The 20,329-nt window shown below is 48.4% G+C and carries 22 protein-coding genes and 1 other RNA gene; 14 read left to right on the top strand and 9 right to left on the bottom strand.

Going from position 1 to position 20,329, the window contains the following annotated elements; translation table 11 throughout:
* The first annotated feature begins 56 nt into the window (after nt 1-56).
* From ffs to OEZ43_17505, 5 genes are all read left to right on the top strand, one after another.
* Nucleotides 57-153, top strand: an RNA gene (gene ffs, locus OEZ43_17525) — signal recognition particle sRNA small type.
* 100 nt (nt 154-253) lie between these two features.
* Nucleotides 254-2,050: a DNA polymerase III subunit gamma/tau gene (dnaX, locus tag OEZ43_17520; GenBank protein MDH5547387.1), complete on the top strand. Its 1,797-nt coding sequence runs from the start codon at nt 254-256 to the stop codon at nt 2,048-2,050.
* Nucleotides 2,051-2,070: 20 nt separating this feature from the next.
* Nucleotides 2,071-2,394, top strand: coding sequence for a YbaB/EbfC family nucleoid-associated protein (locus OEZ43_17515; GenBank protein MDH5547386.1), 324 nt, complete (start codon nt 2,071-2,073; stop codon nt 2,392-2,394).
* Between the two features lie 14 nt (nt 2,395-2,408).
* Nucleotides 2,409-3,002, top strand: a complete 594-nt coding sequence (gene recR, locus OEZ43_17510; protein ID MDH5547385.1) for a recombination mediator RecR — start codon at nt 2,409-2,411, stop codon at nt 3,000-3,002.
* 285 nt (nt 3,003-3,287) lie between these two features.
* Nucleotides 3,288-4,700 carry an ATP-binding protein gene (locus tag OEZ43_17505; protein ID MDH5547384.1) on the top strand — a complete coding sequence of 471 codons (1,413 nt, stop codon included), beginning with the start codon at nt 3,288-3,290 and terminating at the stop codon, nt 4,698-4,700.
* 3 nt (nt 4,701-4,703) lie between these two features.
* Here OEZ43_17505 and OEZ43_17500 read toward each other — a convergent pair whose 3' ends face one another.
* Both OEZ43_17500 and OEZ43_17495 read right to left on the bottom strand, forming a co-directional pair.
* Nucleotides 4,704-5,420 (bottom strand): TIGR04211 family SH3 domain-containing protein, encoded by a 717-nt coding sequence (locus tag OEZ43_17500; protein MDH5547383.1) that lies wholly within the window; start codon nt 5,418-5,420, stop codon nt 4,704-4,706.
* 129 nt (nt 5,421-5,549) lie between these two features.
* On the bottom strand, nt 5,550-5,831 hold the full coding sequence (locus OEZ43_17495; protein MDH5547382.1) for a PilZ domain-containing protein: 282 nt from the start codon (nt 5,829-5,831) through the stop codon (nt 5,550-5,552).
* 87 nt (nt 5,832-5,918) lie between these two features.
* Here OEZ43_17495 and nfi point away from each other — a divergent pair, with 87 nt between their 5' ends.
* The gene (nfi, locus tag OEZ43_17490) at nt 5,919-6,602 is read left to right on the top strand and encodes a deoxyribonuclease V (protein ID MDH5547381.1); all 684 of its coding nucleotides are present in this window, start codon (nt 5,919-5,921) and stop codon (nt 6,600-6,602) included.
* A 2-nt stretch (nt 6,603-6,604) separates the two neighbouring features.
* Here the strand turns inward: nfi and OEZ43_17485 are convergent, their stop codons facing one another.
* Complete coding sequence (locus OEZ43_17485) at nt 6,605-7,210, bottom strand: arylesterase (GenBank protein MDH5547380.1); 606 nt, start codon at nt 7,208-7,210, stop codon at nt 6,605-6,607.
* Between OEZ43_17485 and OEZ43_17480 the strand changes: the two genes are divergently transcribed.
* Nucleotides 7,209-7,892, top strand: coding sequence for an ABC transporter ATP-binding protein (locus tag OEZ43_17480; protein MDH5547379.1), 684 nt, complete (start codon nt 7,209-7,211; stop codon nt 7,890-7,892). The genes OEZ43_17485 and OEZ43_17480 overlap by 2 nt on opposite strands.
* The gene (locus OEZ43_17475) at nt 7,889-10,396 is read left to right on the top strand and encodes an FtsX-like permease family protein (protein MDH5547378.1); all 2,508 of its coding nucleotides are present in this window, start codon (nt 7,889-7,891) and stop codon (nt 10,394-10,396) included. The genes OEZ43_17480 and OEZ43_17475 overlap by 4 nt, the downstream gene beginning before the upstream one ends.
* Here the strand turns inward: OEZ43_17475 and OEZ43_17470 are convergent.
* From OEZ43_17470 to OEZ43_17460, 3 genes are all read right to left on the bottom strand, one after another.
* Nucleotides 10,367-11,353, bottom strand: a complete 987-nt coding sequence (locus tag OEZ43_17470; GenBank protein MDH5547377.1) for an alcohol dehydrogenase catalytic domain-containing protein — start codon at nt 11,351-11,353, stop codon at nt 10,367-10,369. The genes OEZ43_17475 and OEZ43_17470 overlap by 30 nt on opposite strands.
* Nucleotides 11,354-11,420: 67 nt before the next feature.
* Complete coding sequence (locus OEZ43_17465; protein MDH5547376.1) at nt 11,421-11,891, bottom strand: hypothetical protein; 471 nt, start codon at nt 11,889-11,891, stop codon at nt 11,421-11,423.
* A gap of 2 nt (nt 11,892-11,893) precedes the next feature.
* Nucleotides 11,894-12,238: a phenylpyruvate tautomerase MIF-related protein gene (locus OEZ43_17460; protein ID MDH5547375.1), complete on the bottom strand. Its 345-nt coding sequence runs from the start codon at nt 12,236-12,238 to the stop codon at nt 11,894-11,896.
* Nucleotides 12,239-12,365: 127 nt separating this feature from the next.
* On the opposite strand from OEZ43_17460, the gene OEZ43_17455 reads away from it, so the two are divergent.
* Together OEZ43_17455 and OEZ43_17450 are read left to right on the top strand one after the other, a co-directional pair.
* Nucleotides 12,366-13,151 carry an inositol monophosphatase gene (locus tag OEZ43_17455; protein ID MDH5547374.1) on the top strand — a complete coding sequence of 262 codons (786 nt, stop codon included), beginning with the start codon at nt 12,366-12,368 and terminating at the stop codon, nt 13,149-13,151.
* 29 nt (nt 13,152-13,180) lie between these two features.
* Nucleotides 13,181-13,810, top strand: coding sequence for a carbonic anhydrase (locus OEZ43_17450; GenBank protein ID MDH5547373.1), 630 nt, complete (start codon nt 13,181-13,183; stop codon nt 13,808-13,810).
* Nucleotides 13,811-13,815: 5 nt separating this feature from the next.
* Here OEZ43_17450 and OEZ43_17445 read toward each other — a convergent pair whose 3' ends face one another.
* Nucleotides 13,816-14,118, bottom strand: coding sequence for a DUF3579 domain-containing protein (locus tag OEZ43_17445; GenBank protein MDH5547372.1), 303 nt, complete (start codon nt 14,116-14,118; stop codon nt 13,816-13,818).
* Nucleotides 14,119-14,476: 358 nt separating this feature from the next.
* On the opposite strand from OEZ43_17445, the gene OEZ43_17440 reads away from it, so the two are divergent.
* From OEZ43_17440 to ilvC, 3 genes are read left to right on the top strand one after another with little or no spacing between them, the layout of a single operon-like run.
* Nucleotides 14,477-16,195: an acetolactate synthase 3 large subunit gene (locus tag OEZ43_17440; protein MDH5547371.1), complete on the top strand. Its 1,719-nt coding sequence runs from the start codon at nt 14,477-14,479 to the stop codon at nt 16,193-16,195.
* Nucleotides 16,195-16,689 carry an acetolactate synthase small subunit gene (ilvN, locus tag OEZ43_17435; protein MDH5547370.1) on the top strand — a complete coding sequence of 165 codons (495 nt, stop codon included), beginning with the start codon at nt 16,195-16,197 and terminating at the stop codon, nt 16,687-16,689. The genes OEZ43_17440 and ilvN overlap by 1 nt, the downstream gene beginning before the upstream one ends.
* Nucleotides 16,690-16,749: 60 nt before the next feature.
* Complete coding sequence (gene ilvC / locus OEZ43_17430) at nt 16,750-17,766, top strand: ketol-acid reductoisomerase (GenBank protein ID MDH5547369.1); 1,017 nt, start codon at nt 16,750-16,752, stop codon at nt 17,764-17,766.
* 172 nt (nt 17,767-17,938) lie between these two features.
* Here ilvC and OEZ43_17425 read toward each other — a convergent pair whose 3' ends face one another.
* Together OEZ43_17425 and OEZ43_17420 are read right to left on the bottom strand one after the other, a co-directional pair.
* Nucleotides 17,939-18,166 (bottom strand): hypothetical protein, encoded by a 228-nt coding sequence (locus tag OEZ43_17425; protein ID MDH5547368.1) that lies wholly within the window; start codon nt 18,164-18,166, stop codon nt 17,939-17,941.
* Nucleotides 18,167-18,175: 9 nt separating this feature from the next.
* Nucleotides 18,176-18,703 carry a DUF2778 domain-containing protein gene (locus OEZ43_17420; protein ID MDH5547367.1) on the bottom strand — a complete coding sequence of 176 codons (528 nt, stop codon included), beginning with the start codon at nt 18,701-18,703 and terminating at the stop codon, nt 18,176-18,178.
* Nucleotides 18,704-18,981: 278 nt separating this feature from the next.
* On the opposite strand from OEZ43_17420, the gene OEZ43_17415 reads away from it, so the two are divergent.
* Nucleotides 18,982-20,319, top strand: coding sequence for an MFS transporter (locus OEZ43_17415; protein MDH5547366.1), 1,338 nt, complete (start codon nt 18,982-18,984; stop codon nt 20,317-20,319).
* The last annotated feature ends 10 nt before the right edge of the window (nt 20,320-20,329 follow it).

The raw sequence follows: 20,329 nt of genomic DNA, 5'->3' as shown, positions 1-20,329 counted from the left end.
TTACATAACGGATAATGCGCGACCTTCAAATTTGTGTTAGTTTCCGTGGTGACCCATATCGGTCCCCTCGCGACGATAGATCGTGAACCCGGTCAGGCCCGGAAGGGAGCAGCCGTAACGATGGACTCGGGCGCCGAGGTGTGGCTGGTATGGGTTGCCTCCAATTTCTTTTTCTCAGCAGTTCAAGTCGGTATTCTCCACAGAATTCTGCTAAAATCGCCGGTCCCGAATAGTCATCAGAAGACAGATCGTAATGGCGTATCAGGTTCTCGCGCGCAAGTGGCGTCCCCGGCATTTTGGCGAAGTTGTTGGTCAGGAGCATGTCCTGCGTGCTTTGATAAATGCTCTGGATAACAACAGGTTACATCATGCCTATCTGTTTACCGGCACGCGCGGCGTGGGTAAGACCACGCTTGGGCGTATCCTTGCGAAGTCCCTGAATTGTGAACACGGGGTCAGTTCCACACCTTGTGGTCAGTGCAGTGCCTGCCTCGAGATAGACGAGGGCCGTTTTGTCGATTTGCTCGAAGTGGATGCGGCCTCGCGCACCAAGGTCGAGGATACCCGCGAGCTACTGGAGAATGTGCAGTACGCGCCGACCCGTGGACGTTATAAGGTCTACCTCATCGACGAGGTACACATGCTCTCCAATCACAGCTTTAATGCGCTGCTGAAAACCCTGGAAGAGCCGCCACCGCATGTGAAATTTTTACTGGCGACGACGGATCCGCAAAAATTGCCGGTGACGATATTGTCCCGTTGTTTGAAATTTAATCTCAAATTTATACCGGTCGATCGCATCCAGTCCCATCTCCAATATGTACTGGAACAGGAAAACACCCCTTGTGAATCCAGCGCCTTGTTGCAGATCGCACGGTCTGCCGCTGGAAGTATGCGTGATGCCCTGAGTCTTCTTGATCAGGCGATCGCTCACGGTCGAGGTGAAGTGCGTGATGAAGAAGTGCGCGCGATGTTGGGCACGCTCAATCGCGAAGAAGTTTTTGGTCTGATGCAGGCATTGGCCGCGCAAGATGGCGCGGGTTTATTGGAAGAAGTACACCGCCTGGCCCAGTTTGGCGTGGATTTTTCCGTGATATTGTCCGAGCTGATGTCCTTGATGCATCAAATCGCTTTGACCCAGATCGCCGGCGTACAACACGAAGAACATGGCGAGGTGATTGCGGCGCTGGCCAGCGCTATTTCACCTGAAGATACCCAGTTGTATTACCAGATTGCCGTGCAGGGGATGAAAGACTTGCCGCAAATCGATGACAGTCGCGCCGGATTCGAGATGATTATGCTGCGCATGTTGGCGTTTAGACCGACAGGTGTTGTGGAAGAAAAACCTGCGGTGGTGGCGAAAAGTGTCACGCCAGTTGCCAACTCTGCCAACACGCGCGCCAGTTTAAAAGCCGCCTTGAAACAGACGCCTGTTGAAAACGCTGCGCTGGAAAATATTCCTCCCAAGCGTCCATCAATCGAAAATGAGAAGACACACAGTGCGCGTCAGCATTTGAAAGCAGCGCTCGGCGGTCAGGACACCGTGCAACAGGAAGACGCTGCGCCGACAAATATCGTTGATGATGCGCCACCAATTGGTGATTCGGTATATGCAAACGATACGGCGACTACTCGGGAATCTCCTGTCGTGGCTGCTGACACAACAGAAAAGCCGCAATCCTGGGCTGAAGTCGTGGCGCGTTTACCGCTGAATGGCATGGCGCGCCAGGTGGCGGCCAATAGCGTGGTCTTGAAACGGGAAGGCAGTACTTTATATCTAACGATAGCGCCGGCCTATGTGCAATTGGCGAGTGTCGCTGCGCTTCAACGACTGGAAGAGGCCTTGAGCGAATTTTATGGTCGGCGGTTTCAAGTCCGCGTTGAGGAAGGTAAAGCGGAACAGGAAACCCCTGCGCAACAACATGAACGTGAAGTTTCCGAGCGTAAACAAGACGCGGTAAAACGTTTTGGTGACGATCCGGCGGTTCAATCTATGGTTAAAACATTCGATGCGGTACTGGACCCTGATTCAGTACAACTGACAGACTAGTAATACATGAGGAGAAAGCAATGAAAGGTGGTTTAGGCAATCTGATGAAGCAAGCGCAACAAATGCAGGCCAATCTGCAGAAGGCGCAGGAAGAAATAGCCAACTTGGAAGTCACTGGCAAGGCCGGTGGCGGCATGGTGGAAGTTGTTGTCACCGGGCGTCACGATGTTCGTCGCGTGACTATCGATCCTTCTTTGATGGAAGAAGACAAGGAAATGCTGGAAGACCTGATTGCAGCGGCAATGAATGACGCCAATCGCGTACTGGAACAAACCACGCGCGACAAGATGGCCGGATTAACTGGCGGTATGAATCTGCCAGAAGGTTTCAAGCTTCCTTTCTAACGCTTATAGAATCCATGTCTACGCCTTCGCTAAAACATCTGATTGATTCATTGCGCTGCTTGCCAGGCGTTGGGCAAAAAACTGCCCAACGCATGGCGATGCATTTACTGGAGCGCAATCGTCAAGGCGCGCGAACCTTGTATATAGCGATTAACGATGCGCTGGAAAAAATTCGTCACTGTCAACGGTGTCGAAATTTTAGCGAAACTGAGATTTGCGATATCTGCAGTAGCGAGCGACGTGATCCGAATAGTCTGTGTCTGGTGGAAAGTCCGGCAGACCTGGTGGCAATTGAACAGTCGACCGGATTTCGCGGTATGTATTTCGTGTTGATGGGGCGCTTGTCACCTTTAGACGGCATTGGTCCCGACGAACTCGAACTCGGGCAGTTGGAGAATCGTCTGCGAGAAGGTGGCGTGGACGAAATCATACTCGCACTATCTTCTACTGTGGAAGGCGAGACGACCGCACATTACATCTCACAAATGGCGCACAACTTTAATATACGGGTGAGTCGTATTGCTTACGGTGTGCCTGTTGGTGGTGAGCTTGAACATCTTGATAGTGGCACTTTGTCTCACGCCTTCGCTGGGCGACAGCTAGTATAAAGGCCGCTCAGCACTGTATTTCAATTTGTTCGTCATATCTGTGCTTAGCCTATAGTTAAATAATTTTTTACAATCATCATAGTATTCACTACCTGCAGCAGGTGTATTTTCATTTCGCTCAAAATCCTCATCGAATTGTAGGAATTTTCATTCAAAATATATTCTTTCTGACCCCGAGCTGTCGAGGCCGGAATTGCTCGATAAATTGTTAGATAAAAACAGAATCAAGAATTGTCGATTATCGCCGAAAAATGAAAGGAGCTTTTACATGTAATGGACGGCAGAATGGAAATACTAAAACCACTTTTACTTTTTTATGCGGGAATTATAGTCGTCAATTTTATACTGATGACGAATCTGTGGTTTTTTTATAAGAACAGGCTTTATCTTCTGTCGATGGGATTGTGGGTAGGAACCTTTGTCAATTTCGGTCTGCAGGGGATGCTGGACAAAAGCGCCCTGGAAATTACCCTGGCATTTTCTACCTATTTTGTCTGTTCCATGTTGTTAGCACTGATAATGGAAAAGACAGCAGAGATACGACTTCCTTATACTCGCTTCCTGATGTTGTTCGCAATAGGTGTATCCGCATCCATTGCTCTGGATGCCACAGGTGCTAGCTTTACCCTGGTCAGTGCACCTACTGCGATCGCCGTTGCCTTTCCGATGTTATATGCAGCACTAAAGTGTTTCATTTCGGTAAAGGAAAAATATATGACCAAGGTCTATTCGGCCTTGTTGCTAGTGAACGGCATACATTTTCTTGATTTCCCCTTTCTCCGACCACTTCCCGACATGGCAGTGCTAGGTTTCTCCGCTGCGTTTTCTTTTATGATTTTGCTGTCCATATTTTTGCCAATATTCACCACAAAAAGCATATCTGATAAATATGCCAGGATGTTGGAAGGAGAGATCCGTGAGCGCGTAAAAGTTGAGGAAAGTTTGCGTATGGCAAAGGAAAGGGCGGAAGCAGCTACGATTGCAAAAAGCCAGTTTCTGTCAAACATCAGCCATGAATTACGTACACCGTTAAATGGTATCTCCGGGATTGCATATGTGATGCAACTAAACCCACACATGACGGAGAATGATAAAGAAAATTTAAGCACTATTGCTGACAGTACTGACAGACTGGTCTCAACCATGGATCAGATTTTAGCGTATGCGGATCTGGATGCGGGGAAGGTGACACTGGACAATGAGCTTTTTAATCTAAGAGATCTTATTGCCGAAGTATTTTTCGTATTCGAGAGTAAGGCACAGGAAAAAGGTATACAGCTCAACTATTCAATAGAATCGGCTATTCCCTCGGATGTATATGGAGATATTGAGCGTCTCAAGCAGATTCTCATGAACCTGGTAAGTAATGCTGTCATTTACACGCCGAGGGGAAAAGTTGAATTGGATGTATCGATGACAACTCAGGTCGGCGGACAGAAAATTCTCAAATTTGCGATTACCGACACAGGAATAGGTATTGCCGCGGATAAGCAACAACAGATATTTGAATCCTTCTCGCAGGCAGACAATACATCAACGCGTGAGTATGACGGAACCGGATTGGGTCTGGCCATCGTGATGCAACTGGTCGCTCTCATGGGCGGGAATGTTAGCCTGAAAAGCAAACCAGGATATGGTTCAACGTTTACATTCACCATGAAGACTGAAACCCGGGACCAGGCAAGCCGTGCCGCCTAAAGCCTATAGTGAGCTCCAGCTCGAACGACGGCGCGAGGTGACATTTGGCATTACCAGTCCGCCAATAATGCCAGCGATGCAAACACCGGCGCCTATTAAGAACCAGTCTTTTGCCGAATCGTCTTCCAGTCGAATTTTTTCCTGTTGCACATTTTGAATATCGCGTCGCAGCGTAAGCAGTTCACTTTTCAACTGCTGATTTTCCTCATACAAGGCGAGTTGGTCGGAAGAAACCTTTTTAATCGTCTCAATTTCTTTTTGCAGTTTTTCTTCGTTCTTGGAAAGTTTGGTGCTGGATTTTTCAAGGTTTGCGTTAGATGACTTGAGCTCGTCAACCTGGTCTTTCAGCTCCTTAATCTCTGTGCGCATTTTCTGCATGCGATCAGTGGCTGCTTCAAGGCGAGTTTTCGCGACAGGTTGCGCGCTCAGGTATCGTGTCAGCACCCAGCCTTCTGTTCCCGAACTGGTGCGTACCAGCGCATATCCTTCCTCGTCGTCTCTTTCCAGTACTTCCAACGGCGTGCCGGTCGCTAACATTTTCAGGATTTTTTTACCGCTACCTTTTTCAGAGCGTAAGGTAATCTCGAAATCGTCTGATACATACGACGTAGCCGCCATCAGCGGTGAGCAGAGTATAAAGCCAAAAATGACTATCAATCTGGAAAAAGCGTTCTTCACCTTGTCATCACCTTCGTTGGTTATGGGAATACGACAATGCATAATTGTTGCCGGTCTATTGTGCTATTAGACGACAATCTGAAGGAAATGAAAACTGTTGCAAAGACACAACACCCAGAAGGCGCCGGTTATTAGAAACAACCGGCGCCTGGGTTAGACAAAGGAGAGAGTTTAGAAGTAACTTAACTGGTAATTCTGAAGCTTTAGGCCAATACCGTTATCGGTGCTGTGGACGACTCGTGCCTTTACGCAGGCTGGGCGCGGTGTTTTGCCAAATGGTGGCGAAAACGTGATTTCGATGTCTTCGTCGCTACCGAGATAAATATTGGGTAATTCCACAAACATTCCCTGTAGGCTGATATCGCGAGTTTTACCTCGAATAAGGCCTAAAGGAGAATAATGTATAACAACATTCATGCATAATTTAATACGGCTGGTCCAACGATTATCCATAAGTATGTTCCTCCAAGAGATGGATGTTGAAGCCGATCACCCGTATTCTTAATTTAATAGACCTATTTATCGGCTTTATCAAGAAACGTGCGTAATAAAATTTATAGTAAGTGGTTACAAACGCATGCCTGGGATGTGACTGCAAAAGAAGCCGTCGCTATTCAGCAATCGTTGCGCGAGCAATTATTGCTTGAAGATAGTTTCGAGCCACCTGAAGTCGTCGCGGGAGTTGATGCAGGATTTCCGGGAGATGGAAACACAATACGCGCAGCGGTCGCGACGTTGAAATTCCCCTCCCTGGAATGGCTGTCATCTTCCGTGATACACAAGCCGGTGTTGTTTCCGTATATCCCTGGACTGTTATCTTTTCGAGAAGTTCCGGCTGTTTTGCATGCGCTGGCAAATCTTGAGCGTTTGCCTGACATGATACTTTGCGATGGACAGGGCTATGCGCATCCGCGTCGATTGGGAATCGCCTGTCATCTGGGTTTGATCACCGATATTCCGACGATAGGCGTTGGCAAGACACGCCTGTGTGGTACTCATGCAGAAGTGCCAAATGAAAAAGGTTCGTGGGTGTCGCTTGAGGACAAGGGTGAAGTCATTGGAGCTGTGTTGCGAACCCGCCAGGGTGTGGCGCCGATTTATGTTTCTGCTGGTCATAAAATAAGTTTGAATAGCGCCATACACTATGTCATGGCGTGTGTGACCCGCTACAAATTACCGGAAACTACTCGGGCTGCGCATCGCCTGGCATCCGGTCCAGCATAGTCTTAAAGCATTTTTTCCAGACTCGGCCACACATTGTCGAGAATAAGTATTTGCGCATCAACATTCGGATGAACACGATCTCGCTGAAAATATTTCATATCGGAAGCAAAGCCTTCCATTAGAAAGGGCACAAGCGGAACAGACTTTTCTTCGCTGATGTTGTCATAGGTTTGCTTAAAGCGTCGGGTAAAGGCAATTCCGTAGTTAGGTGGCATTTCCATACCGACCAGGAGCACATGAGCCGTCGTAGCCTTGACTTTATCCACCATCTGTTCAAGATTTTGACGCATTTCTTTTAATGAGAGACCACGCAAACCATCATTCGCGCCCAGTTCAATAATTACCAGCACTGGCCGATGTTTTTGCAGGGCTTGATTGAGGCGGTTTAGGCCCCCACTAGTAGTATCACCACTAATACTGGCGTTGATGACCTCATAACCTAATTGGCGTTGATCGATACGTTGTTGCAACAGATTGACCCAGCCTTTGCCAGTTGGTAGTCCATAACCGGCGCTGAGGCTGTCACCAAACACCATGATCACGGGTTTGGCATGGACTTGTGGTATAAACGCTAAACAGAAGAGTAGTAAAACGACACGAAAAATCATGAATACACAAACACCTCTTATCAATGTCGAAAGACTGGGCAAAAGCGTTGCCAGTCCTGACGGCAGTTTGGACATCTTAAAGGATATTCAATTCACGATTCAAACCGGCGAGTCTGTCGCAATTATCGGTACGTCTGGTGCGGGTAAATCGACTTTGCTCGGAATACTTGCGGGATTGGATGTGCCAAGCTCAGGAAAGGTTGTGCTAAACGGCGAAGATTTTTTCCGGCTTGACGAAGATGGACGTGCCTTGTTGCGCGGACAACTCATCGGTTTCGTGTTTCAATCATTCCAGTTATTACCCAGTTTGACAGCGTTGGAAAATGTGATGTTGCCGCTGGAATTGTTAAATGCGCCGAATGCGCGTGACAAGGCGATGGCAGAGCTCACCCGCGTTGGACTTGAGAAACGCGTGCATCATTATCCTCGTCAACTGTCGGGTGGTGAACAACAACGGGTAGCAATTGCGCGTGCCTTCGCGCCAGATCCGAAATTGTTGTTAGCCGATGAACCCACTGGAAACCTCGACGCGCGTACAGGGCAAACAATCGTGGATTTGTTGTTTGAACTCAACCGCGAGTCTGGAACGACTTTGGTGTTGGTGACGCATGACCAGGCACTCGCCAGTCGTTGTCAGCGTCGCTTGGTGCTTGAGGCCGGTGAACTGGTGCAGACAACATGAGCGTACGTGCGCCGACATTCAGAATGGCTTTGCGCTTTTTGCGCCGTGATTGGCGATCCGGAGAATTGCGTGTACTGCTTGCAGCGATACTTGTCGCGGTTGCTGCCATTACCTCTGTGGGTTTTTTTACTGACCGTATCCATCTTGCCTTACAGCAACAGGCCAATGAGTTACTCGGCGCTGATGTCGTCATTAGCAGCGACCACCCGATTGATACCCGGTTTCGCGACGAAGCCTTACGTATGAAATTGCGCACTTCAGAAAACGTCAGCTTTCCCAGTATGGCGGTAAGTGACGAGGGTAATCAACTTGGCTCGCTCAAGGCCGTTGATGAAAGTTATCCATTGCGTGGAAATTTACGAATTGCACGCGAGTTATTCGCGCCCGACGAAGTAATCGATAGTGTTCCGGCGCCGGGCAGCGTTTGGTTGGAACCGCGCATGTTTTCCAGCCTCAATATAAAAGTTGGTGATAGTGTTTCGCTTGGGGCAAAAGAGTTTCGCGTCGACGCCATACTCAGTTCTGAACCCGGACGCGGTGGCGATATCATGGCAATCGCGCCTCGTATTCTGATTAATCAGCAAGACCTGCTCGCAACGCAACTGGTGCAGGAAGGGTCACGCGTTAGTTACAACCTGCTCATCAGTGGTGAAAGCTCACGCGTCCAGACGTTTCGCCAATTTGTCGATGACAACCTGCAGCGAGGTGTGCGCGTACAGGGAATCCAGGACGCGCGACCAGAAATTCGTACGGCACTTGAACGTGCGCAACAATTTCTCGGCCTGGCGGCGTTGACAAGCGTTATTCTGGCTGGGGTTGCAATTGCGCTTGCAGCACGTCGTTTCGCCCAGCGACACCTTGATCATTGCGCCATTATGCGTTGCGTCGGTGCCACGCATGGGACGGTATCACGTATTTTTTTTCTACAAATGCTTATTCTGGGTGTATTAGGTAGCATCACGGGTTGCGTGATTGGTTTTGTTACACATCAATTATTGGTTAGCGTCCTGGGATCATTGGTCGGAGTCAATCTCCCCATGCCTGGTTTTATGCCGGCAATACTCGGTATTGCCACCGGCATGGTGACCTTGCTCGGATTCGCGCTGCCGCCTTTGCTGCAATTGAGCAGCGTGCCTGCCTTACGTGTGCTGCGCCGTGACCTGGGGGCGCTGGGTGCTCCAGGCTTTATGACGTATGCGCTTGGTGCAATCGTATTAGCGGTGTTAATGGTATTGCAGGCAGGTGATGTTCAATTGGGTATCTATATGGTCGCCGGTACGTTCGCCGCACTGCTTTTTCTGACATTTGTTGCCTGGTTGCTGGTGCGTTTTATCCGCACCACTCGCGAGCGAGGCGGTGGCGCATGGTTGTTCGGTATGGCCAATGTTGCGCGTCGTCCAGCGGCCAGTGTGGTACAGATTGTTGCCTTTGGTCTTGGCATTATGGTTTTACTCCTGCTCACAATAATTCGCGGTGATTTGCTCAATGAATGGCAGGACACTTTGCCGCAGGACGCGCCGAATCGATTTATTATCAATATCCCGCCCGATAATGTTGAGCCCATGCAGCGATTTTTTCGTGAGCAAAAATTATCCGTACCAGAGTTTTATCCGATGATACGTGGGCGTTTAATAAGATTGAACGAAAAGGAGATTTCGGAAAAAGACTATACGAATGAGCGCGCACAACGACTGGTGGAGCGAGAATTCAATTTGTCCTATTCGACAGCAATGTCGCCCGACAATATTTTGCTAGAAGGTAGCTGGTGGACGGAGTCTGATAAGGGCAAGCCCTGGGTTTCCATGGAGGAGGGGATTGCAAAAACACTGGGTGTGGGCATGGGCGATATACTGACGTTTAGCGTTGCAGGAGACACATTTACGGCAGAGGTCGTCAATATTCGAAAAGTTAACTGGGATTCATTCAAAGCCAATTTTTTTGTTGTCGTCAATCCGGGTGTAGTGGACAGTTTTCCGCAAACCTATATGACAAACTTTTATTTGCCACCCGATCAGTACCGCGTACTCAACGAAATGGCGCAAGTGTTTCCGTCGATTACCGTGTTTGATGTGGCATCAATCATGACCCATGTGCGTGCGATTATCGCGCGCGTGTCGATGGCGGTGGAATATGTGTTTGTATTTACCTTGTTGGCAGGACTGATGGTGTTATACGCCGGTATACAGGCAACCCATGATGAGCGTCTGTTAGAGAATGCATTATTGAGAACCTTGGGAGGGCAGCGTAAACAAATCTTACAGGCGATGTCTTCCGAATTTATTATGCTCGGCGTGCTCGCGGGTATATTGGCAGCGATAGTTGCCAGTGTATTGGCCCTGGTCATTGCCAGGTTCGTGTTGAATATGCCCATGTATTTTAATGTCGAGGTCTGGCTGATCGGTTTGATTGGCGGCGGTGTCGGTGTTGGGCTGGCAGGCATGATCGGTAGTCGTGGTGTTGTATCCAAGCCGCCGTTACAAACGCTGCGTAAAATTCCACTCTAAACGGGCGAAATCGATTATTACCTTGGTCACACCTTTTTTCTGCGCACAACGAAAGGCCTCAATCGCATTTTCAAATTCGAAGACGCTATGGGTAAGTAGCAAAGGTTTGAGCCCTTGTGACAATAATTCAAGCGCAGGTGCAAAAGGCCCGCAGCGTGAACCAATGATGCTGATTTCGTCGACGACTATACGTGACAGGTGAGTTTTGATGGTGTCGGCGTAAGTGCTTTTGACGACGACGCTGCCCTGGGGGCGTACTGCTGATAATGCATCATTAAAACCACTTGGTGAGCCCGTGACATCGATGACCACATCCCATAGTTGACGGTTCTCACGCAGGTGTTCCAGATATTCAACTCCTATGCGTGACAACAACTGACGTTGGTATTCGTAAAACGCGATTACACAAATGTTGTTGCTATATTGCTTTAAGGCTAAAGCTGCCAACAGTCCCAGTTTTCCCGCGCCGATAATTAATACCGAAGTTTGTTTTTCTATGTTTACTTGCTCACGTATGCGCAGAATAGCGGCCAGGGGTTCCACATAAACTGCGTCGGCGTCATCAATAGTATCTGGTACGACATGTAGGTTTCGAATGGGTAACACAAAGCGTTCGGCGAACACACCTGCCTGGTTGCGTATCCCAAGCACGCGTCTTTGCTCACAGTGTCGATTCAAACCCTGCAAACACATCGCGCATTTTTCGCACGAGATATTGATTTCACCGACAACTCTACGGCCTGTCCATTCTTCGTTTTCTGGCGCGTCGATGACTTCACCAACGAATTCGTGCCCCGGTATACCGCAAAACTCGTAATAGTCTTTCGATAATTGTATGTCGGTTCCACAGATACCTGCTAAACGAGGTCGTATTAGCGCTTCGCCAATTGCTGGTTCAGGGAGTGGTAGATTTTCTTTGAAAGAAATATGTCGATTTTCGATCCAGAGCGCGCGCATGGTGGCAAAGTCCTTTTCAATTGCGCTCCAGTATAACGTTGATTGGAGTTGCGAAAAAAGTGTGGCGCTACTGTTCCTGCAGCGCTCTGTCGATTCTATTGAGCCGCTCTTGTTGCTTTTGTTCTATGTTGGTTGAGCCTTCCAGTAATTTGGCGACCTGATCCAGGCTTGGAATGCCGGGAATAACAAAGCCTTCACCGGTTGGAACTTCTTTTTCCTCGCCCTGTATATTCGATTGAACTGGTAAGGCCTCTTTAGGCAGGGATCTCAATAATTCCAGCTCTTTTCTGTAATCATATTCTTCCGCAAGATGCGCGCGATCTTTGGGTACTTTATTGCCATAAACCCATTGTCCTTTGTCGCCTTTCCAACGATATATGACTTTATTGTCGCCCTCAGATAGTTTGTTGGTCAGCGTATTGATACGCGCCTGGATTTCCTGCATGGGTTTTTCGTTATTTTCCATTGAATCATAAATAAACCAGCCAATGCTGGCGATTGACCCATATAAACCTAAATAGAGCAACGTTTTAAACATGTCTAAAATGTCCCGTTATTCCAACCCCAAAGATGGCGCTGGGCATTGGAAAATTCAATATATATGCGTCCGGATGTAATCCCGATGTTTTCGGAAATCTGTTCGCAAATGGCCTTGGATAAATCCTGGGTTTTATCTTCTGGCAAGCCCAGGCTTTTAAACTCCACATAACATGCCGGTTCGCTATTTCCAGCAAAGCTCATGTTTTTGCCGTCCTCCAGAATACACATCACATAACTCTCTGGTTTGCCGAGTATTCGAGAGGTCAAGTCCGACATCTTCTGCAAAAGGCTATTCTTTTGTATCGCTTCTATTTTGATATTGCATTCCATTTTCATCAGCGGCATCTTTCCGTCCCTCCTTTATCGTCAACCGTTCGATACTTTTTAAGCTTTTCGCCGAGCAATTCGCTCGACCTAACTGCTGTTTCACTGTAAAGTACAAGACTAATTCTATCCTTTGTCAATCAATAATATGCTGGATTCTGTTGCTAACATCGTTAAACGTGTCGCCATTGAGGAAATCTGTCCCCGTTATCAGAATGTCTCGCATCGGCTGAAGAGTGATGGTAGCTACATCACAGATGCCGATTTGGTAATGCAAAAACGCATTTCCGAGGAGCTGAAAAAAGTGTGGCCACAATACGCGTTTCTCGGTGAAGAAATGAGCAAACAACAGCACGAGGACTTGTTTAAGGCCTCTGACCAGGGTTTGTGGGTTTTGGATCCTCTGGACGGTACCAGTAATTTTGCCGCAGGCATTCCCTATTTTTCGGTATCGCTGACGTTTATCAAGGACGGACAGTTGCAAATGGGAGTGGTCTACGATCCCATGCGCGAAGAATGTTTTATGGCCGAGCGGGGTAAAGGCGCGTTTCTCAATGGTCAGCCCATCAAAAACGATCCTATAGAAGTCCCGTTGCGTAAATCTGTTGCTATCGTTGATTACAAGCGTCTGCCCGAAGTTTTATTAGAGCGCATGATCAAAGCGCCACCGTTTAGCTCTCAACGGAGTTTTGGTTCTGTTGCCCTCGACTGGTGCTGGATGGCGTGCGGGCGGGGGCATTTGTATTTGCATGGGCGGCAAAAGTTATGGGATTATGCGGCCGGCTATCTCATCATGCTCGAAAGCGGTGGGCATGCCTGCACACTCTCCGGCGAGCCAGTATTTGTCGGCACGATGGAGCCGCGCTCTGCAGTCGCTTCCTCAGACAAACGTTTGTTTGATGAATGGCGCGAGTGGTTGATGGAAAATAAATAAGTACTAACTACTGAGGAATACGAGGCTGCATGTTAAATCTCCCGGAGCTGTTTGAAAACAACAAGCGTTGGGCCCAAAAAATAAAGGGAATTGATCCCGAGTTTTTTGCCAAATTGTCCGGGCAGCAGGCACCGCAATACCTATGGATAGGTTGCGCAGATAGTCGTGTGCCCGCAAACGAAATTGTTGGTATGTTGCCAGGTGAGTTATTTGTTCACCGCAACGTGGCCAATCTTGTCTATCTTGATGATCCAAATTGTCTGTCGGTGATTGAATACGCCGTCGATGTGCTCAAGGTGAAACATATTATAGTGTGTGGTCACTATGGGTGCGGTGGGGTGGCGGCAGCTCTGGATGGCAACACATCCGGAAGAATACACAAATGGCTGCGCAGCGTGCGCGAAGTATTGCAGCAGCATCGCGACACCATAGATAAACTCAGTACGCGTCTGGACCAGATCGATACCTTGTGCGAACTGAATGTGTTGCGCCAGTTATTAAATACTGCGCGAACCGATGTCGTGAGTAATGCCTGGGCGCGAGGCCAGGAACTCACATTGCATGGCTGGATATACAACATCAATGACGGAATCTTGCGCGACCTGGGTGTTTGCCTGAGCGGTGAAGAGGAAGTCGACTCGACTTTCGTCGAGGCATAGGCGGTTTACATCTCGATTTCTTTTCCTGATTCGTCAACGACTACCAGCTCGTTGCGACGTGCGAAATCAATTAATTGATTGTAGATACCTGGGTGCGTCTCTAAAAGCGAGCAATGCAAAGCCACGCTTTTGGCGCCGCCGAAGGATATCGGTTTGAGCAAGGGCGAATAATGTATGCGGTGGTCCTTGCCAAAAGTCGACAACATGCCACTCATGCGCTCGGCCCAGTCAGACGGACGAAATTTTCGACCGTCGCGGGTGACGCCCTGTATGATGATGACGCCTTGTTGGGTTAGGGGTTCTGTCATTAATCGCAAGTTGATATAACCGGAATTAGTTTCTTCGCCTGTCTGGCAGATATCAACCAGGATTGGATGAGTTGTCGGTATGCAGGCGTCAGGATGAATTTCACTCAGAGGTGTCCTAAAAACAGGCGCATATTCTACAACAAATCAACAACAAAGCGGTATTACCCCCTTGGTAATAGATGGACGGATATCGATTTCCCACAATTGACATAGAATAGACTAATAATATCTATCTTTACCCCACTTTTCTCTCAGAGAGTACAAAATAAAGTGCCATCGGTTTTTTTTTGCAGTAATATGCGCCGTTCCGGTATTGATCCGGTTAAAACTTAACCAACAATAGGCGCAGGAGAACGGCGTGGAACTCAGCGGTGCTGAAATACTCATCAGATTTTTAAAAGACGAGGGCGTTAAATACGTCTTTGGATATCCCGGTGGCGCGGTACTACATATATATGACGCGATCTACAATCAAAGCGATGTCGAACACGTACTGGTACGCCACGAACAGGCAGCCACGCATGCGGCCGATGGTTATGCGCGTTCTACCGGCAAACCCGGTGTGTGTCTGGTAACTTCTGGGCCAGGAGCGACAAACGCTATCACCGGTATCGCGACCGCTTACATGGACTCGATTCCGATGGTCATTATCACCGGTCAGGTTCCCACACCGGTTATCGGTAGTGATGCCTTCCAGGAAGTGGATTCCGTTGGTATTACACGCCCTTGTGTTAAACACAATTTCCTGGTCAAAAACGTCGAAGACCTGGCGATGACGCTGAAAAAGGCATTTTATATTGCGACGACTGGCCGTCCGGGCCCGGTTGTGGTGGACATTCCTAAGGATGTGACCGATCCGCGCATCAAGATTCCATACGAGCATCCCAAGAGTGTGCGTATGCGCTCGTACAATCCGGTAGTCAAGGGGCATCCGGGACAGATCAAGCGTGCGGTTGAGCTGATTTTATCTGCGCGTCGCCCGATGGTTTATACCGGTGGCGGCGTGGTGCTGAGCAATGCCTCGAAAGAGCTGGTCGAGTTTACCCAGTATTTGAATTATCCGATTACCAATACCTTGATGGGCCTGGGTGCCTATCCCGCTACGGATAAGCAGTTCGTGGGTATGTTGGGTATGCACGGAACCTATGAAGCCAATATGGCTATGCATGAGTGTGACGTGTTGATCGCGATCGGTGCGCGTTTCGACGATCGTGTTACCGGCAAACTCGCCGAGTTCTGTCCCACCGCGAAGATAGTCCATGTGGATATCGATCCCGCGTCGATTTCAAAAACCGTAAAAGTCGATATTCCGATTGTTGGTGATGTTAAACGCGTACTTACGGATATCAATAAGGCGCTTAAAACGTCACGCAAAAAAGCGGACAAGGAATCGCTGGACAAGTGGTGGGCGCAGATCGAAGAGTGGCGCGCCAAAGAGTGTTTGTATTACAACCGCAGCAGTGAACTGATCAAGCCACAGTTTGTTATCGAAAAAATGTGGGAAGTCACCAAGGGCGATGCCTTTGTGACCTCCGACGTTGGACAGCACCAGATGTGGGCGGCGCAGTTTTATAAGTTTGATAAGCCTCGTCGTTGGATAAACTCCGGTGGTCTGGGCACTATGGGCTTTGGTCTGCCGGCGGCAATGGGCGTACAATTGGCGCATCCGAATAAGCCTGTGGCGGTGGTTACCGGCGAAGGCAGTATTCAGATGTGTATCCAGGAGCTGTCCACGTGTAAGCAATACATGTTGCCGCTGAAGATTATCAATCTGAATAATCGCTACCTGGGTATGGTGCGTCAGTGGCAGGAGTTTACCTATGAAGGTCGTTACTCCATGTCTTATATGGATGCCTTGCCTGAGTTTATGAAACTGGCCGAGGCCTATGGCCATGTCGGTATGCGTATCGAAAAGCCAGGCGATGTTGAAGACGCTTTGAAAGAAGCCTTTAAGATGAAAGATCGTTTAGTGTTTATGGATTTCATTACAGACCAGTCTGAGAATGTTTACCCCATGGTTGAAGCAGGCAAGGCGCATCACGAAATGCGTATGTCTTCGGATAGGGAGTTGGCATGATGAGACATATCATTTCTCTGTTGATGGAAAATGAGGCCGGTGCATTGTCACGTGTGGCGGGATTGTTTTCGGCACGCGGTTACAATATAGAATCACTGACAGTAGCGCCGACAGAAGATGCTTCGCTTTCGCGTATGACGATTGTGACTACTGGCTCGGAAGAAATAATTGAGCAGATCACCAAACAGTTAAACAAGCTGATAGACGTGGTCAAGTTGATCGATCTGACAGAAGGTCCGCATATCGAACGCGAGTTGATGATGGTCAAGTGTACGACTGAATCGGCTGGTCAGCGTGAAGAGATTATGCGTCTGGCAGATATTTTTCGCGGCAATATTATTGATGTAACGGATACCACTTATACCGTAGAGCTGACAGGACCGGGTGACAAACTTGATGCCTTTCTCAAAGCGGTAGCTGGTGATTTGATACTGGAGGTTGTGCGTTCGGGTGTTTCTGGTATTGCCCGTGGCGAGCGTACCTTACAGCTTTAGATAAAAAACCACGTTGTGGTTTGAAACGATTTTGATTTTATTATTTTGAGGTGAGAGAACATGCAAGTTTATTACGATAAAGACGCGGACCTGAACATCATCAAAGGGATGAAGGTTTCCATCATCGGTTACGGTTCACAAGGTCACGCCCACGCTAACAATCTGAAAGATTCTGGCGTTGATGTTACCGTTGGTCTGCGTCCAACATCTGCTTCTGCGGCCAAGGCGCAATCTGCCGGTTTGAAAGTGGCAAACGTTCCTGAAGCGGTTGCCAGTGCGGATCTGGTTATGATTTTGACGCCGGATGAATTCCAGTCACAGTTGTATAAAGCGGAAATCGAGCCGCATTTGAAGAAAGGCGCGACCCTGGCTTTCGCACACGGCTTCGCCATCATCTACAACCAGATCATCCCACGTAGTGATCTCGACGTAATCATGATCGCACCAAAGGCACCTGGCCACACCGTACGCAATGAATTCAAAAACGGCGGCGGTATCCCTGACCTGATTGCTGTTCAACAGAATGCTTCTGGCAAGGCGAAAGAAATCGCATTGTCATATGCCTCTGCTATCGGCGGTGGTCGTACCGGTATCATCGAAACTACTTTCCGCGACGAGTGTGAAACCGACCTTTTCGGTGAGCAAGCGGTATTGTGTGGCGGCGCGGTTGAACTGGTTAAGGCTGGTTTCGAAACGCTAACTGAAGCCGGTTATCCAGCAGAGATGGCCTACTTCGAGTGCTTGCACGAATTAAAGCTGATCGTTGACCTGATGTATGAAGGCGGTATCGCCAACATGAACTACTCCATCTCAAACAATGCAGAGTATGGTGAGTATGTGACTGGTCCTCGCGTTATCAACGACGAAAGTCGCGCAGCGATGCGTCAAGCGCTGAAGAATATTCAGGAAGGTAAATACGCCAAGCAATTTATCCTGGAAGGCCAGTCAGGCTATCCTGAAATGACTGCCATGCGTCGCCTGAATGCCGAGCATCCAATCGAAATCGTTGGCGCCAAGCTACGCGACATGATGCCGTGGATTGGACGCAACAAGTTGGTCGATAAGGATAAGAACTAAGACTTTATTTCTTCACTGTGTGTATTGTCGACATGTAGTGGAAGAAAAGTTTTAGGGGTGAGTCTAGTAGTTTGAAAGGCACAGCATTTTAAAATGCTGTGCTTTTTTTTTGAATATTGTGTAGGTGTGTCTGCAATGTTGAGGTCTCTGAGGACGCAAAACACATAAGCCGCTATCGCTTGCTTTTAATAAATTTCCTTGCGCCTAGCCAGGCAATAATCACGAAAATGATGTCTAGCACAGCAAGTGTCGGCAGGGGATTTACCCATTTGTCCATATTTGTGGTTCTGGAAAAATACGGTGGTCCGCTGCCATATGCCTCAAACAGGCTTGCAGCATTGATGTATATGATGAAACCACTTAGCAGAAGCAATGCAATCACTATCCCTTTATTGAGCATGGTCAAGGCCTAGTGATACCTGACCCGAAGTGGAACGTAACTGTTCAGGCGACCGTTAAGCTCACGTTTCAAGTCTTTTATAAATTGAGAAATATGGGTAGTTAAATCGATACAGTCGGCACTGCCTCTAACGGTTCCGCCGTGGATGAAGAAACCTCCGCGACCATGGGTCTTGGTAGACGGATAGGGGTGTATGGTGATACGAAACTCACCCCATGCCTCGTCTGAGACCCAGAATTTATACCAGGAGTTTTCCCAAATCTCGTCGGGGTTAATCCAGTAATCCGCCTGCTGTATTGGTCCTTCAAAGGCCTTTTTCTGTCGTTCATCAGAATAAACGAATTTACCGCTTTGATTTGGGCGACCGGATACCGCTTGATAAGTAAAATAGCGATTTTTGTCACCCTTTACTGTCATCAACAAGCGACTGCCATTAAAGTTCAATTCAATTTTGGATTCGGCGCAAGCTGGCACTTTCGGTTTGTATCGTTCGCCGGCATATTTTTCATTGACTGCAGCTTGGGCATTCCCGGACATTGCGATTACCTCCCTGCTTTAATCCCTTAGAATTATATTACTATTGATCATCATCTTTACCGTGTCAACGCAGCTTTTTATCACACAATTAGCCTGGCGCTTTCTACTAATCACTTCGTAAATCCCCTCAAGAATCCCGGAACTCTATCCGCCAACAGATATCTGAGACACTCCAATTTTTATCTTTGGTCAAAAACGTGGTTAATAGATTTTCCAAGGATCCTATAACAAATAAATCCTTACGGCATTCCATCCGGGATGGGGCCTCGTATTCCGTGATGGCGGGGGCGGGGGAGAGCTATTTCAGCGCCTATGCGGTGTTCCTCAAGGCATCCACCAGTCAGATCGGGTTTCTGGCCTCGGTGCCGCCATTGCTGGCCTCGTTTATTCAATTACTCTCGGCGTGGTTAGGCCATAAAACCGGACACCGTAAACGGATTATCCTGGCCGGCGCCATCGGCCAAGGCTTTTCCTGGGTGCCTCTGGCCATATTACCGCTCTGGTTTCCCGACTATGCCGTACCGCTGATGATTGCCAGCGTGGTGCTTTACTATGCCTCGGGCAATCTGACCATCCCCCAGTGGACGAGCATGATGGGCGATCTGGTCGATGAGCGCAAACGCGGGCGCTATTTTGCGCTGCGGACCAAGATTGCCAGTTTGACCTCGTTTGTGGCCCTGATCGCTGCCGGCTATATCCTGCACTGGTTTGACGAGCGGGAAGCGACGCTCAATGGCTACTTCATTATCTTTACTGTGGCCTGCGTGGCACGGGTGGTTTCGATTTACCATCTGGCGATGATGTACGACCCACCTGCGCATTCAAACGCAACAGAAGCACCTGTTGACGATTGCCACTGGAGTCAATGGCTACGTAGTTCGACGTTTTTACACTTTTCACTTTTCTTTGCCTTGATACAGTTTTCGGTTGCCGTGGCCTCGCCGTTTTTTTCCGTGTATTTGCTGCGCGATCTGCACTTTAGTTATATGGAGTTCATGGTGTGTACCGCTGCCGCGGTGTTAATCCAGTTTTTGACCTTGAACCGCTGGGGAAGAATCTCCGATGTGTTCGGCAATCGGGTGACCATGATAGTATGCGGTTCCTTGATTCCGCTAATTCCCTTGATGTGGATTTTCTCGGGTAATTTTTACTACCTGTTGTTTACCCAGGCGCTGAGCGGCTTTGCCTGGGCTGGCTTCAATCTGAGTGCGAGTAACTATTTGTACGAACTGATTCCAGCCAATCGTCGAGTAACTTTTCTGGCCTTGCATAATGTCGCCGCCGGTTTTGGCGTGTTCTTTGGCGCAATGCTCGGTGGTGTACTTGGCAGCGTGTTGCCGCAACATTTTACTTTGTTCGGTATCGAGTTTGATTGGCTGACGGCCTTATACAATATTTTCATTTTGTCGTTTCTATTGCGCCTGCTGACGGTGGTTATGTTTTTACCCAGGATACGCGAAATGCGTAGGAAGCGACGGGTCAGTCCGATACGCCTGATTTTTCGTATCAATCGCTTTAATCCATTAACCGGGTTTTTCTTCGATATCGTCGGTAGCCGTCGTCGAACAAAATTGGAAAAAGAATCAGATCAAAAACTGATTTCAGATTCATCGTGACAAAAAAAGC

The sequence above is a fragment of the Gammaproteobacteria bacterium genome, assembly GCA_029881255.1.
In the GTDB taxonomy this organism is placed as follows: domain Bacteria; phylum Pseudomonadota; class Gammaproteobacteria; order S012-40; family S012-40; genus JAOUMY01.
Note: the sequence above shows the minus strand (reverse complement) of the source record. Positions and strands in the feature narration are given on the sequence as shown.